Origin of the sequence: Antarcticirhabdus aurantiaca (assembly GCF_009765365.1) — a bacterium.
Taxonomy (GTDB): Bacteria; Pseudomonadota; Alphaproteobacteria; order Rhizobiales; family Rhizobiaceae; genus Antarcticirhabdus; species Antarcticirhabdus aurantiaca.
In genome coordinates this window covers 173,291-187,274 of record NZ_VTOM01000009.1, presented here as the reverse complement: position 1 = coordinate 187,274, position 13,984 = coordinate 173,291, and the positions used below count along the sequence as shown (strand labels likewise).

Annotated in this window: 10 protein-coding genes and 1 pseudogene; 8 read left to right on the top strand and 3 right to left on the bottom strand. The window is 70.4% G+C overall.

The window, feature by feature from the left end; all coding sequences use genetic code 11:
• Positions 1 to 154: 154 nt before the first annotated feature.
• Positions 155 to 663 (top strand): annotated as a pseudogene (locus tag FZN60_RS13070) (IS630 family transposase); the annotation flags it as partial.
• Positions 664 to 869: 206 nt separating this feature from the next.
• Here FZN60_RS13070 and FZN60_RS13065 read toward each other — a convergent pair.
• The gene (locus FZN60_RS13065) at positions 870 to 2,147 is read right to left on the bottom strand and encodes a tyrosine-type recombinase/integrase (protein WP_158873912.1); all 1,278 of its coding nucleotides are present in this window, start codon (positions 2,145 to 2,147) and stop codon (positions 870 to 872) included.
• Positions 2,148 to 2,374: 227 nt separating this feature from the next.
• Positions 2,375 to 3,553, bottom strand: a complete 1,179-nt coding sequence (locus tag FZN60_RS13060) for an FAD-dependent oxidoreductase (protein WP_158873911.1) — start codon at positions 3,551 to 3,553, stop codon at positions 2,375 to 2,377.
• 138 nt (positions 3,554 to 3,691) lie between these two features.
• Here FZN60_RS13060 and FZN60_RS13055 point away from each other — a divergent pair, with 138 nt between their 5' ends.
• The 7 genes from FZN60_RS13055 to FZN60_RS13025 all read left to right on the top strand — a co-directional run bounded on the left by FZN60_RS13055 (position 3,692) and on the right by FZN60_RS13025 (position 13,640).
• The gene (locus tag FZN60_RS13055; protein WP_158873950.1) at positions 3,692 to 4,834 is read left to right on the top strand and encodes a M20 aminoacylase family protein; all 1,143 of its coding nucleotides are present in this window, start codon (positions 3,692 to 3,694) and stop codon (positions 4,832 to 4,834) included.
• Positions 4,835 to 4,969: 135 nt separating this feature from the next.
• Positions 4,970 to 5,857, top strand: a complete 888-nt coding sequence (locus FZN60_RS13050) for an ImuA family protein (protein ID WP_158873910.1) — start codon at positions 4,970 to 4,972, stop codon at positions 5,855 to 5,857.
• Complete coding sequence (locus FZN60_RS13045; protein ID WP_369413040.1) at positions 5,814 to 7,346, top strand: DUF6504 family protein; 1,533 nt, start codon at positions 5,814 to 5,816, stop codon at positions 7,344 to 7,346. Before FZN60_RS13050 ends, FZN60_RS13045 begins: the two co-directional genes overlap by 44 nt.
• Entirely contained in the window at positions 7,343 to 10,642 is a 3,300-nt protein-coding gene (locus FZN60_RS13040; RefSeq protein ID WP_158873909.1) for an error-prone DNA polymerase, read from the top strand. Before FZN60_RS13045 ends, FZN60_RS13040 begins: the two co-directional genes overlap by 4 nt.
• Before the next feature lie 267 nt (positions 10,643 to 10,909).
• The gene (locus FZN60_RS13035) at positions 10,910 to 11,935 is read left to right on the top strand and encodes a Gfo/Idh/MocA family oxidoreductase (protein ID WP_158873908.1); all 1,026 of its coding nucleotides are present in this window, start codon (positions 10,910 to 10,912) and stop codon (positions 11,933 to 11,935) included.
• Positions 11,936 to 12,039: 104 nt separating this feature from the next.
• Positions 12,040 to 13,008 carry a ring-cleaving dioxygenase gene (locus FZN60_RS13030; protein WP_158873907.1) on the top strand — a complete coding sequence of 323 codons (969 nt, stop codon included), beginning with the start codon at positions 12,040 to 12,042 and terminating at the stop codon, positions 13,006 to 13,008.
• On the top strand, positions 13,005 to 13,640 hold the full coding sequence (locus FZN60_RS13025) for an alpha/beta hydrolase (RefSeq protein ID WP_158873906.1): 636 nt from the start codon (positions 13,005 to 13,007) through the stop codon (positions 13,638 to 13,640). The genes FZN60_RS13030 and FZN60_RS13025 overlap by 4 nt, the downstream gene beginning before the upstream one ends.
• A gap of 57 nt (positions 13,641 to 13,697) precedes the next feature.
• Here FZN60_RS13025 and FZN60_RS13020 read toward each other — a convergent pair whose 3' ends face one another.
• Entirely contained in the window at positions 13,698 to 13,937 is a 240-nt protein-coding gene (locus FZN60_RS13020; protein ID WP_158873905.1) for a hypothetical protein, read from the bottom strand.
• Positions 13,938 to 13,984: the final 47 nt, after the last annotated feature.

The window sequence follows — 13,984 nt, the reverse complement described above, 5'->3', positions numbered from 1 at the left end:
GCCGCAGCGAATCCTTGGGCTGCGTGCCGGACGCGCACGGCCGCAGCGAGCCGCCGACCTGACGCGTCGTCATAGCCACCGCACGCGCTGGCCCGGCCGATGGCGAGGGACACGACAGCCGAATGGGAGCATCGGTCGGAAGTGCTCCACTCACCTGGTCTTCATCGACGAAACCTGAGCCTCCACGAACATGGCCCGCCGCTATGGCCGAGCGCCCAAAGGCCAAGGCTCCGCGCCGCCATCCCGCACGGCCTCTGGGAAACCACGATCTTTGTCGCCGGGCCTCGCCTGGGCGGGATTGTCGCGCCCTTCGTGCTCGACAGGCCGATCAACCGCGTCGCCTTCGAGACCTACGTCGAGAAGGTGTTCGTTCCCGAACCGAAGGCCGGCGACATCGTCGTGATGGACAACCTTTCCAGCCACAAGGGGCCGGCGGTGGCGCGCCTGATCGAGGCGGCCGGAGCGCGACTTCTCTACCTGCCGCCCTACAGCCCCGACTTCAACACGATCGAGGTGGCCTTCTCCAAACTCGAGGCGCTCCTGCGAAAAGCCGAAGAAAGGACCGTTGAGGCGCTCTGGACGACAATCGGCAAGATCGTCGATGGCTCCCAACCCGACGAGTGCGCCAACTTCTTCAAAGCCACGGACTATGATGCTAACTGATATCATTCGGCTGTAGGATCAATCATTGATGGTCGTCTTGTTTTGTAAGTCTGAGGATCTCTGGAGGTCAGCGAAGCTGATCCTACAAGAACGGCGCGTTTAAGCGCCAGTAACCGGCAATCAAATGCATCGCGACTGCATGATGATTGCGGTTTTCATCAGCTAAGGGTGAACGCGAAGCATCGGCCTCGCGACGACTGAGCGTCTTACCGCCCGTCCAGCGATCCGTTTCTGTCAGTTGACGCGAACTCGCCCATCGCGGCTGAGATCGCAAGGGCGATCGCATCCGATGCACGCCTGAGCGGGTCAGTGTCGAGGTGGGCGTAGCGCTGCGTAGTGCTCGCCTGAGTGTGGCCGAGAAGCTTGCCGATGATCGGAAGCCCGAGCCCGCCGCCTGCTCCAAAGCTTGCGAAGCTATGTCGAAGATCGTGGATGCGAACACCCTCAAGCTTGGCTCGGCGCGAGACGAGTCCCCAAGGCCGTTTCAAATCGGAACGCGGTTTGTCCGGGCTGTTGCCCGCGATCACGAAGACCCCCGTCCGAGGCAGTTCGTGCAGCACGGCGATCGCTGGCGCACTGAGAACAATGGTCTTCCGACCGGTTTTGGAGTCGGGAAGGAAAAGCAGGCCCCTAGCCAGGTCGACCTCAGCCCACCGCAGGTGTAGAATCTCTCGAAGCCGCGCCCCTGTAAACAGAAGGAGACGGATGGCGGCTGTCGCGAACGGATTGACGATCGTCTGCCGGTTCTCCGGCTTCGGAAGGTGCTTCGCTGTCGGTTTGCTGAGGTTCGGCTCCCAAGGGATACCGACAGTCTCGGCTTCTCGTAGCGCAGCTCCGAGGCGTTTTAGCTCCTCGGTCGACAAGAAGCGCTCGCGCCGGTTCTCCACGAATGTCTCTATGCGCGCTGCCGGGTTCAAACCTTCATGCACATGCTCATGTTTACTAGCCCAGCTAAACAGCGAACTGATCACGGCTAACGTACGGTTTGCCATGAACGGCCGATCGCGCATGCCATGGTGGAGACGCATGACGTCGGCTTTAGTAACGTCAGCGACGCTTTTTGCGCCAAGCGCCGGCAGGACGAACTTCTCGAGGATATGCTGATACAGCTCAGCGGTCTTAGGTTTGCGTTTCGGTTTGACATGCAAAGCCATGAAGGCGGCGGCGAGTTCGTTGATTGTCATAGCCGCATGGCGCCGCTGCCGCTCGCCTGCCGGATCGGCACCTTGTGCGACTGAGCCAAGAAGGCGGCGCGCTTCGGCGCGCGCCTCGTCGGGTGTGAGGCGGCCCACTGGGGCGAGCGTCACCTTACGGTCTGGCGCGCTGCGGCCGGAGCCGGCGCGGTACTGGACAATGTAGGTCATCCGGCCAGTGGGACGGACCCGCACGCCAAAGCCGGCGAGATCGGGATCCCAATGGACGAACTCGCGATCGCGCGGTGTTAGGCTGTCGAGGAAGCGTTTTGTGATGCGGACCCGCGGCATTGAGACACTCCCTGAGGAGAGGGTTTGGTTGCGAATTGGGTAGCACCCGGGAAGCACCAGCGGGAAAGCTGCCGAAGATCGCAGGAAGGTGGATACGACATAACCTGTTCAAAAATATGGCAGATTGGCATCTCCAGCAAACGAGCGCAATGTGGAGAAAAGCGAATACCCCTGAATGGGGTTCAGGGGGTCGAAGGTTCGAATCCTTTCACTCCGACCATCTCTTCTCAAAAATCGATGTGATCGTTCCGAAGGCCGCAGGATCCGCTGCCGTCGTTCGGTGCGTAGCGGCGCAGGAAGCGGGCGTCGATCCAGCGCTTCCATCGCCAGACCCATTCGCCCTCGAAGCTGAGCGGCCCCCTGTCGGCAACGGCATGGCGGTCGCCGGTCGAGATCAGGCTGAGCCAGCGCGTCTGCGGACGATAGGCTCGCAGCGTTTCGCCGGTCAGCGCGCGCCGGAGGTTTTCGGCGAGAACGGGGCCCGCTCGGACGGCGAAGACGCCGGCCTTCGGGCGCGGCTGGGGAAGGGCGGCGACGTCGCCGGCGGCGAAGATGCTGGGATGCGAGCGCGAGCGCAGGGCTTCGTCGACGAGCACGAAGCCGCGGGCGTCGCAGGCGAGGCCGCTCGCCGCGAGCCAGGGCGGCGCGGCGCTTTCGGTCACCCAGATCACCGCGTTTGCCCTCACCGATCGACGGTCGGCGGCGTATAGCTCGTCGTCGCGATAGGAGACGGCGTCGAAGCCTGACAGGTGGGGGATGCCGCGCTGGGCAAGGCGGCGTTCGAGGCACCGGCGCGTTCGCGCGTTGCAGCCGGGCACGAGGCGGCGGGAGCGCCCGGCGAGCACGACCCGCACGGGCGGACCTCGGGGCTCGAGGCCCGCGAAGCGGTGGTCGAGCGAGAAGGCGAGCTCGACGCCCGCCGCGCCGCTGCCGACGACGGCGATCGTGACCGGATCGTCCCGATCGCGGATGTCGGCAGCGAGCGCCTCGATCCGGGCGAGGAGCCCGTCGATCGGCTTGGCGGGGATGACCGCCGCCGCGTCCGCGCCGAGCGCGGCCATGTCCGGCGCCGAGCCGATGTCGAGCGACAGCGTGTCGAAGGCGAGGCGCGTGCCGTCGTCGAGGCTCAGCTGCCGCGCGTCGGGATCGAGGCCGGTCGCGGAGGCGAGGATCAGGCGGGCGGAGGCTCTGGCCGCGAGGCCGGCGGCGTCGATCAGGGCGTCCTCGAGCGACAGGTGGCCGGCGATCACCAGCGGCACCGCGCCGGAATAGGGCGTGTGCGCCGCGCGGGTGACGAGAACCAGCTCGGTGCCGGGAAGCGGACGCTGGGCGAAGCGGCGCAGGACCTCGACATGGGCATGGCCGGCGCCGACGAAGACGAGGCGGCGGTAAGGGGCGGACGTCATGCCGCGCAGAGATCAGGAGGCGGCGCCCGGCGCAAGCCGCCGCCCTTGAAGCGGCGAGCGAGGGCGCGCATCCTGGCGCCATCCGACGCAGCCGCGAGAGCCCCCGTGACGCAGACCCTCTCCGCCCTTCGCAACGACATGCCCGACCTCGTGGCGCTGCGCCACGACCTTCATCGCCATCCGGAGCTCGGCCTGGAGGAGGTCCGCACCTCCGCGATCGTCGCCGAGCGGCTGGAAGCGCTGGGCTACCGCGTCACGCGCGGGCTCGCCGGCACCGGCGTCGTCGGCTCGCTGACGGTCGGCACGTCGGAGCGCTCGGTCGGCATCCGCGCCGACATGGACGCCCTGCCGATCGAGGAGCGCACGGGCGCGGACTATGCCAGCCTCGTTCCCGGCAAGATGCACGCCTGCGGTCACGACGGGCATACGGCCATGCTGCTCGGCGCGGCCAAGGCCATCGCCGAACGGCGCAACTTCGACGGCACGGTGCACCTCATCTTCCAGCCGGCCGAGGAGAACGTCGGCGGCGCGCGGATCATGGTGGAGGAGGGGCTCTTCGACCTTTGCCCCTGCGACGCGGTCTTCGCGCTCCACAACGATCCCGACATCCCCTTCGGCCGCTTCGCCCTGCGCTCCGGGCCGATGATGGCCGCCGTCGACGAGGCCCGGATCGTGTTGCGCGGCTATGGCGGCCACGGTGCGCAGCCGCAGGACGCGCGCGACCCCATCGTCGCGGGCGCGGCGATCGTCCTCGCCCTCCAGACAATCGTGTCCCGCAACGTCCACCCGATCGAGCCGGCGGTGGTCACGGTCGGCGCCTTCCATTCGGGCACGGTCAGCAACGTCATTCCGGAGACGGCCGAGATCGTCGTCGGCATCCGCTCCTTCGATCCCGACACCCGCGACTTCCTGGAGCGGCGCATCCGCGAGATCGCCGAGCTCCAGGCCAAGAGCCTCGGCTGCGAGGCGGAGGTCCTCTACGAGCGCTCCTACGACGCCACGATCAACCATCCGGCCGAGACCGAGTACCTCCGCCGCCTCGCCACGCGCTTCGCCGGGGCGGAGAACGTCGAGGAGATGGCGCGCCCCTCCATGGGCAGCGAGGACTTCGCCTACATGCTGAAGGCCCGCCCCGGCAGCTACTTCTTCCTCGGCACCGCCGGGCGGCGCGAAAGGGACTGGCCCCTCCACCATCCGTCCTACGACTTCAACGACGACCTCCTTCCCGTCGGGGCCGCCTTCTGGACCGAACTGGCGGAGGATTTCCTGGGGAAACGGTGAACAGCGGGGATAAGACCGAATTCCTCTGGATCGGCGCCGGCCTTCGTCTAGTTCGTCTGTCTTAGGAAAATAAGCCCGTTGACTCCCAGCCATGCGGGAGTCCTTCTGGAACATATCATGAACGGAGATTCGGCCTTGGGTGACGTCCTTGCCGATCTGCGGCGAAGCCTTGCCGCGATCGAAGCCGGCCGCGGTGCGGGCCTTGCCGCAGCGCCGCGGCCGCGCCTCGACGCGCACGGCTTTCGCGACGCGTGGGAGCGCTCGCGTTCCGAAACCTCGGACGGCGGCGAGGGGAGCTTCAGCTTCGGCATGGCCTCGATCGACGCGCGGGTCGGGCCGATGCCGGTCGGCGCGCTGCACGAGATCCGCGCCGCATCGCAGAACGACGGCCCGGCCGCGGGCGGCTTCACGATCGCGCTGATGCTGCGGGCGATGGCGGGGACCGGCACGCGGCGGGCGGCGATCGTGCGCCAGTCGATGACGGCGGCCGAGTTCGGCGAGATGCACGGGGCGGGGCTCCTGGCGCTCGGGGCCGATCCCGGCGAGCTGCTTCTCGCCCGCACGCGGGACGGGCTCGGCAGCCTTCAGGCAGGGCTGGAGGCGCTGCGCTCGCCGGGCATCGGCGCCGTCGCGATCGAGATCTGGGGCGACCCCCGCGCTCTCGACCTCGACGCCACGCGCCGCCTGGCAGTGGCGGCGCGGCGCTCGGGCGCGGCGGCCTTCCTCCTGCGCGTCGGGGCGCCGGATGGGGCGCCGAGCGCGGCGCATGCGCGCTGGCGCGTGCGGGCCGGGGTCTCGACGCCGCTCGCGGCCGGCGCGCCCGGCCATCCCGTCTTCGAGATCGAACTCCTGCGGCATCGCGCTGGCCTGCCGCAGCAGACATGGCGCGTGGAGTGGAGCCGTGACGCACGAACCTTCCGGGACCCGTCGATTCCTGTGCCTGTGGCTGCCGTTTCTCCCCACCGATCGCTTGGCGCGGGTGGAGCCGAACCGGGCCGGCACGCCCTGCGCCGCGCCGGCTGAGGCGAAGAGGCCGCTCGTCGTCGCGGCCCGCGTCAAGGGCGCGATGCGGCTCGTCGCGGGCGATGCGGCGGCCCGGCGCCTCGGCCTCCTGCCGGGCCTCGGCCTCGCCGACGCGCGGGCCCGCGTGCCGGACTTGGCGGTCGCCGACCACGACCCGGCCGCGGACGCCGCCTTCCTGGCGCGCCTCGCCGACGCCTGCGACCGCTACACGCCGCTCGTCGCCCTCGACGGCGCGGACGGGCTGATCCTCGACATCGCCGGCGCCGCTCACCTCTTCGGCGGCGAAGCGGCGATGAAGCGCGACGTGGAGGCGCGGCTCGCCCGCGTCGGCGTCGCCTGCGTCGCGGCGGTGGCCGGCACGCCGGACGCCGCCCGCGCGCTCGCCCGCTTCGGCGGCTTGCCCGGCGCGATCGTGCTTTCCGGCGGCGAGCCGGCGGCCGTCGGCCCGCTGCCGGCGGCGGCGCTCGGGCTGGAACACGCGGAAACGGTGGCGCTGGCGCGGCTCGGCCTTCGCACCGTCGGCGACGTCGCCGAGCGCCCCCGCGCCCCGCTCGCCGCGCGCTTCGGCCAAGGGCTGATCGACCGGCTCGACCGGGTGCTCGGCCGGACGGAGAAGCCGATCGTGCCGCGCCGCCCGGTGCCGGTCTTTTCCGCCGAGCGCCGCTTCGCCGAGCCGATCGGCCGGGTCGAGGACTGCGCCGCAGCGCTCGAGCGGCTGGCGCAGGACCTTTGCGGTCGGCTGGAACGGCAGGCCAAGGGCGGCCGGCGCTTCGAGGCGAGCTTCTTCCGCACCGACGGGGCGGTGCGCCGCATCGCAGTCGCCACCGCCGCGCCGCTGCGCGAGCCGGAGGGCCTCGCGCGCCTCCTGTTCCGGCGGATCGATTCGGCTGCCGATCCGCTCGATCCCGGCTTCGGCTTCGACGCGATCCGCCTCGCCGTGCTCCTCGCCGAGCCGATGGCGGCCCGCCAGGACAGTTTTGGCGCACGGCGGCAGGAGTCGGCCGTGTCCGGCCTCGCCGACCGCCTCGGGTCGCGCTTCGGCGAGGACGCGGCCGTGCGCTTCGACGCCCTCGACACGCACATCCCTGAGCGGGCCGAGCGGCTGGTGCCGCTCCTGCGCGAGATCGGGGAGGGCGGCGAGGCCAGCGCCTGGGTTCTCGCGCCGGTCCCTTACGAGCCGCGGGGCGAGCCGCCCGAGCGCCCCTTGCGCCTCTTCGACCCGCCCCAGCCGCTCGACGTCGTCGCCGAGGTTCCGGACGGCGCTCCAAAGCGCTTCCGCTGGCGGCGCGTCCTCCACGAGGTCGCCCATGCCGAGGGCCCGGAGCGCATCTCGGCCGAGTGGTGGCGGGGCGAGGGCGGCGCCGTTCCGACCCGTGACTACTTCCGCGTCGAGGACACGGACGGGCGGCGCTTCTGGGTGTTCCGCGCTGGGCTCTACGGCGTCGAGACGACCGGGCCGCGCTGGTTCCTGCACGGCCTCTTCGCGTGAGCGGGCCGGCCTTTGCCGAGCTGGCGGCGGCTTCGAGCTTTTCTTTCCTGCGCGGCGCCTCGCAGCCGGGCGAGGTCGTTCTGCAGGCGCTGGCGCTGGGACATGCCGGCCTCGGCCTCGCCGACCGCAACACCGTCTCGGGCGTTGTGCGCGCCCGCTCGGCACTGCGCACCGTGATTGAGGACGAAACTCAACCGGCCGAGGTCCGCGCCGCCGCGGAGCGCTTCCGCTACGTCTGCGGCGCCCGCCTCGTCTTCGCCGACGGCACGCCCGACATCATTGCTTATCCCGTCGACCGGAAAGGCTGGGGCGACCTTTGCCGCATCCTGACCGCCGGCAACCTGCGGGCGGAGAAGGGCGACTGCCGCCTCGGCCTCGACGATCTCCTCGCCCGCGCCGGCGATCTCCTCCTCGTCGCCATGCCCGGCGAGGCGCAGCTCGGCGCCATGCCGGACCTGCTGCCGCGCCTGCGCGAGGTCGCGCCCGGCGCCGTCTGGCTCGGCGCCGCGATGCGCTATCGCGGCCGCGACCGGCGCATGCTCGCCCACTCGGCCGAGATCGCGGCGCGCGCCCGCGTGCCGCTTCTCGCCACCAACGACGTCCTCTATCACCACCCCGACCGCCGCCCGCTCCAGGACGTCGTCACCTGCGTGCGCCTCGGCCTGACCGTGGAAACCGCCGGCCGCCGGCTGGAAGCGAACGCCGAGCGCCACCTCAAGCCCGCGGCCGAGATGGCCCGGCTCTTCCGCGACGCACCGCAGGCGCTGGAGGAGACGCAGCACCTCCTCGACCGCGTCGACTTCGAGCTGGGCCAGCTGAAGTACAACTATCCCGACGAGCCCGTGCCGCCGGGCAAAACGCCGCAGAGCCACCTCGAAGACCTCGTGCGGGGCCGCATCGCCCTCCGCTATCCCGACGGCGTGCCGGAGAAGGTGTCGAAGCCGCTGGCCGGCGAGCTGCGGCTCATCGAGAAGCTCCGCTACGCCCGCTACTTCCTCACCATCCACGACATCGTGCGCTTCGCCGAGTCGCAGGGCATCCTGTGCCAGGGACGCGGTTCGGCTGCGAACTCCGTCGTCTGCTTCCTTCTCGGCATCACCAACGTCGACCCGGAAGAGATCGACGTCCTCTTCGCCCGCTTCGTGTCCGAGGAGCGGCGCGAGCCGCCGGACATCGACGTCGACTTCGAGCACGAGCGGCGCGAGGAGGTCATCCAGCACATCTACGAGCGCTACGGCCGCCACCGCGCCGGCATCGCCGCGACCGTCATCACCTATCGCCCGAAGAGCGCCGTGCGCGACGTCGGCAAGGCGCTGGGTCTGACGGAGGACGTCACCGCCCGACTTGCCGCGACCGTCTGGGGCAGCTGGGAGACCGGCCTGCCGGACGAGCGCATCCTACAGGCCGGCTTCGACCCGGCCGACCCGATCATCGCCCGCGCCGTCGACCTGTCGCGCCAGATCATCGGCTTTCCCCGGCACCTCTCACAGCACGTCGGCGGCTTCGTCCTCACCAACGACCGGCTGGACGAGGTCGTGCCCATCGCCCACGCCGCCATGGAGGACCGCACCTTCATCGAGTGGAACAAGGACGACATCGACGAGCTGGAGCTTCTCAAGGTCGACATCCTCGCGCTCGGCATGCTGACGGCGATCCGCAAAGGCTTCGAGCTGCTGCGCCATCACGGGCGGGCGACGGGGCATGGACTCACCGGTCCCTTGTCGCTCGACACCGTCCCGCGCGACGACGGACAAGTCTACGAGATGCTCTGCCGGGGCGATTCCATCGGCCTGTTTCAGGTGGAGAGCCGGGCGCAGATCAACATGCTGCCGCGCCTGAAGCCGCGGCGCTTCTACGACATCGTCGTCCAGGTCGCGATCGTGCGCCCCGGACCGATCCAAGGCGACATGGTTCATCCCTATCTGCGCCGCCGCGACGGCGTGGAGGCGGTGGTCTACCCGTCGCCGTCGCCGGAGCACGGCCCGCCCGACGAGCTGGAGCAGGTGCTGAAGGAAACGCTCGGCGTGCCGCTCTTCCAGGAGCAGGCCATGCGCCTCGCCATGGTGGCGGCGAAGTTCTCCGACGTCGAGGCCAACGGGTTGCGCCGGGCCATGGCGACCTTCCGCCACCTCGGCATCATCGGCAGTTTCGAGGAGAAGATGGTGGAGCGCATGGTGGCGCGCGGCTACGATCGGGAGTTCGCCCAGCGCTGCTTCGACCAGATCAAAGGCTTCGGCACCTACGGCTTCCCGGAAAGCCACGCCGCGAGCTTCGCCCACCTCGTCTGCGTCTCGGCCTGGATCAAGTGCCACCATCCCGCCGCCTTCACCTGCGCGCTTCTCAACTCGCAGCCCATGGGCTTCTATGCGCCCGCCCAGCTCGTGCGCGACGTGCGCGAGCATGGCGTCCTGGTGAAGCCGATCGATGTCGGCGCCAGCGAGTGGGACTGCACCCTGGAGGAGGAGGAGGACACGTCCCTTGCGCTCCGCCTCGGCTTCCGGCTGATCGACGGGTTCCGGGAGGACTGGGCGAGGCGGATCCTCGCCGCCAAGAACGGCGCCCATCCCAGCGTCGAGGACCTGATGCGCCGCGCCGGCCTGCCGCGTCAGGCCATGGAGAAGCTCGCCGACGCCGACGCCTTCCGCTCCATGGGGCTCGACCGGCGCGAGGCGCTCTGGCAGGTGCGCCGCCTCGTCTCGGCCGAGGAGCTGCCGCTCTTCGCCGCGGCCCGCGCGCCCGAGCTCGGCGCCGAGCCGGACACGGCGCTGCCCGCCCTGAGCCCCGCCGAGCACGTCGTCACCGACTACAAGGTGACGCGCCTGTCCTTGAAGGGCCATCCGCTCGCCTTCCTGCGCGAGCGGCTGAGCCGCGAAGGCGTGATGTCCTGCCAGGCCGCGACGAGCCGGCGCGGCGGCGCCTTCGTGCGCCTCGCCGGCGTCGTTCTCGTCCGCCAGCGGCCGGGCAACGGCAAGGTCGTCTTCATGACGATCGAGGACGAGACCGGCATCGCCAACATCGTCATCTGGTCGACGCTGTTCTCGCAGTTCCGCCGCGAGGTCATCGGCTCGCGCTTCATCGAGGTGCGCGGCCGCGTCCAGCGCAGCGCGGAAGGCGTCGTCCACGTCGTGGCCGCCCGCCTGATCGACCGCACGCCCGATCTCGCCCACCTCTCCGAGGAGGACCGCCCGAACTTCCAGCTCACCCGCGCCGACGAGGTCCTGCGTCCCCAGGTTCCCCGCGGCACCAACCACCCCCGCAACCAGCGCATCATCCCGAAGTCGCGCGACTTCCATTGAAGGGCGAAGAACTGGCGCCGACGCTGCTCCCTTCTCCCGCTGGCGGGGGAAGGTGCCGGCAGGCGGATGAGGGTGGTTCGTGACGGCCGCGACGCTGGTTTTTGCCTGGCCGCTCGCGCGGCCGACACCCTCACCCGGCCCGCTTCGCGGTCCACCCTCTCCCGCAAGCGGGCGAGGGGACGCGCCTCTTCTTCGTTGCCGTTCCGGACCTGTCCGGTCATGACGAGACGTGCGCTTCGATAATCCGACGCTTCTGGAGATCACCCCATGCCCATCACCGCCGCCCTCGTCGGATATGGCCTTGCCGGACGCCTGCTGCATGCGCCCGTGATGGAAGCGGCGGGGATCGAGATCGGAGCCGTCGTATCGTCGCGCACCGAGGAGATCCGCGCCGAGCGGCCGAGCGCCGCTGTCTGCGCCTCCCTGGAGGAGGCGCTGGCGCTGCCCGGCATCGACCTCGTGGTGCTCGCGACGCCCAATCACCTGCATTACGAGCAGGCCCGCCGCGCCCTCCAGGCCGGGCGCCACGTCGTCGTCGACAAGCCCTTCGTGCTGACCCATGACGAGGCGGCCGAGTTGAAGAGCCTCGCCGAAGCGCGCGGTCTCGTCCTGTCCGTCTACCACAACCGCCGCTGGGACGCGGACTTCCTGACCATCCGCCGTCTCCTCGGCGAGAACCGTCTCGGCCGCGTCTTCAACTACGCCGCCCGCTGGGACCGCTTCCGGCCCAGCGTCCAGCAGCGCTGGCGCGAGGAGGCGCTGCCGGGGGCGGGCCTCCTCTACGATCTCGGGCCGCACCTCGCCGATCAGGCGATCCAACTCTTCGGCATGCCCGACTGGGTGGAAGCCGACGTCTTCGTCCAGCGCGAGGGCGGGGCGGTCGACGACGGCTTCGAAATCCGGGCGGGGAAGGGGCCGCTGCGCCTTTCGCTCGGCGCCGCCTCCGTCGTCGCGGACGGCGGCTGGCGCTACCGGATCGACGGAACGGCGGGCTCCTTCCTCAAGCGCGGCATCGATCCGCAGGAGGCGGCCCTGCGCGCCGGCGGCCGGCCGACCGAGCCCGGCTTCGGCGAGGAGGCCGCCGAGAACCGCGGCATCCTGGTGAGCGGCGAGGGCGCACGCGAGGAAATCCCTTCCGAAGCCGGCCGCTGGACGACGTTCTACGAGGGGATCGTCCGGGCGATCCGCGACGGCGGCGAGCCGCCGGTCACCGCCGCGTCCGCCGCCGAGACCGTCCGCTTCCTCGACGCCGTGCGGCAGGCGGCCGAGCGGCACGCCCGCGTCGTGCTCTGAGCGAAACGGTCGCCGGACTGTTCACCGCGTCAAGCTACTGTTCACCTTTCGCGACCGAAGTCGCTCGCCTACCTTCTGCCTCGACGAAGCTCATGGAGGCTCTCATGCGGACGAACGGCATTCACCACATCACGGCGATCTCCGGCCCGGACCACCGGACGGACGACTTCTACACCCGTATCCTCGGCCTGCGCCGCGTGAAGACGACGGTCAACTTCGACGATCCGACCACGCACCACCTCTACTACGGCGACGCGGCCGGCCGGCCGGGGACGATCCTGACCTTCTTCCCTTATGCCCACGCCGCGCTCGGCCGCATGGGCATCGGCGAGCTGCAGGAGACGGTGCTCGCCGTGCCGGAGCAGGCGCTCGGCTTCTGGTCGCACCGCCTTCTGACCGCCGGCGTCCAGCAGGACTCCATCGTCCGCCGCTTCGGCGAGACGGTGCTGCCCTTCCGCGACCCGGACGGCATGCGCCTCGCGCTCGTCGCCGCCAAGCACGATGTCGGCAGCGACGCGGTCTGGACGAGCGGCGAGATCGACGCCGATCACGCCATTCGCGGCATCCACTCCGCGAGCCTTCTCCTGAAGGACGGCGCGGCGACGGCTGACGTCCTCACCGACGTCTTCGGCATGACGAAGCTCGAGACCGAGGGCACGACGACGCGCTACGGCGTTGCGGGCGGCGGGCTCGGCACGGCGATCGACATCCGCGCGGTCGGCGACTTCCTGCGGGGACGGCCCGGGGCCGGCACCGTCCACCACATAGCCTTTCGCGCGGCCGACGACGCCGAGCAGGAAGCCATGGTGGCGAAGCTCGCCGCCGACCACGGGCTGCAGGCGACGGAGCAGCGCGACCGGAACTACTTCCGGTCCGTCTACTTCCGCGAGCCCGGCGGCGTTCTGTTCGAGATCGCCACGGACGAGCCGGGCTTCGCCGTGGACGAGCCGAGCGACGCCCTCGGCGCGACGCTGAAGCTGCCGTCCTTCTTGGAAGGGCGGCGCGCGGCCATCGAGGCGCGGCTCCCGAGCCTCGATGCCGAGGCGCATGCCGTGTCGCCGGCCGTCGCGTGAACGCGGCGGCTAGCGCCGGGGACGGGCTCTCGCTCGTCCACCGCTTCGAGCCTGGATCGGCGGCGCGGCCGCCGATCCTGCTCCTCCACGGCACGGGCGGCGACGAGGGCGACCTCCTGCCGCTCGGCGCCCGCGTGGCGCCGGGCGCAGCGCTCCTGTCGCCGCGCGGCCCGGTTCTCGAAAACGGCATGCCCCGCTTCTTCCGCCGCCTCGCCGAGGGCGTCTTCGACGAGGCGGACGTGATCGCGCGGGCCCACCAGCTCGCCGATTTCGTGGACGGCGCGAGAACGACCTACGGCTTAGCGAGCCCGATCGCGCTCGGCTTCTCCAACGGCGCCAACATCGCCGCGGCGATGCTGATGCTCCGCCCGAGGGTTCTCGCCGGCGCGGTACTGATCCGGGCCATGGTGCCGCTGCAGGCGCCGCCCGAAGCGGCGCTGGACGGCGTGCCCGTCCTGATCCTGTCCGGCATGCTCGATCCGATCGTGCCGGAGGAGAATGCGGCGCGTCTGGCGCGACAGTTGAGCGAGCGCGGCGCCCGCGTCACGCACGAGCAGCTGCCGGTCGGGCACGGCCTCTCGCAGGCCGACCTGTCCATCGCGGCCGACTGGCTGGCGAGGGAGAGGTCCTGACACGACGAGGCCGACGCGCCCGTCCGGAGCGTCGGCCTCCGACGATCGACGCCGAACCTACTCGGCGGCGATCTGCGGCTCGGCGGACTTGGCCCGCGCACCCTTGCGCGGCGTCGCGGTAACGGCCGGCGTGGCGGCTTCCTGCGCGAGGCGCATCGCGCGCAGGCGCTCGGACTTGGCATTGCGCGCCTCGACCTCGGCACGGATCATCGACATGGCAGACCCCTTCTCGGCCCGCTCGATCGGGGTGCCGAACACGCGCTCGGCACGATTGAAGGGCTGCGGCGTTTCAGTCATGCGGTTCTGCTTTCGCTGGCGTGGAGTGTTCGCCGAACGTGGCGAAT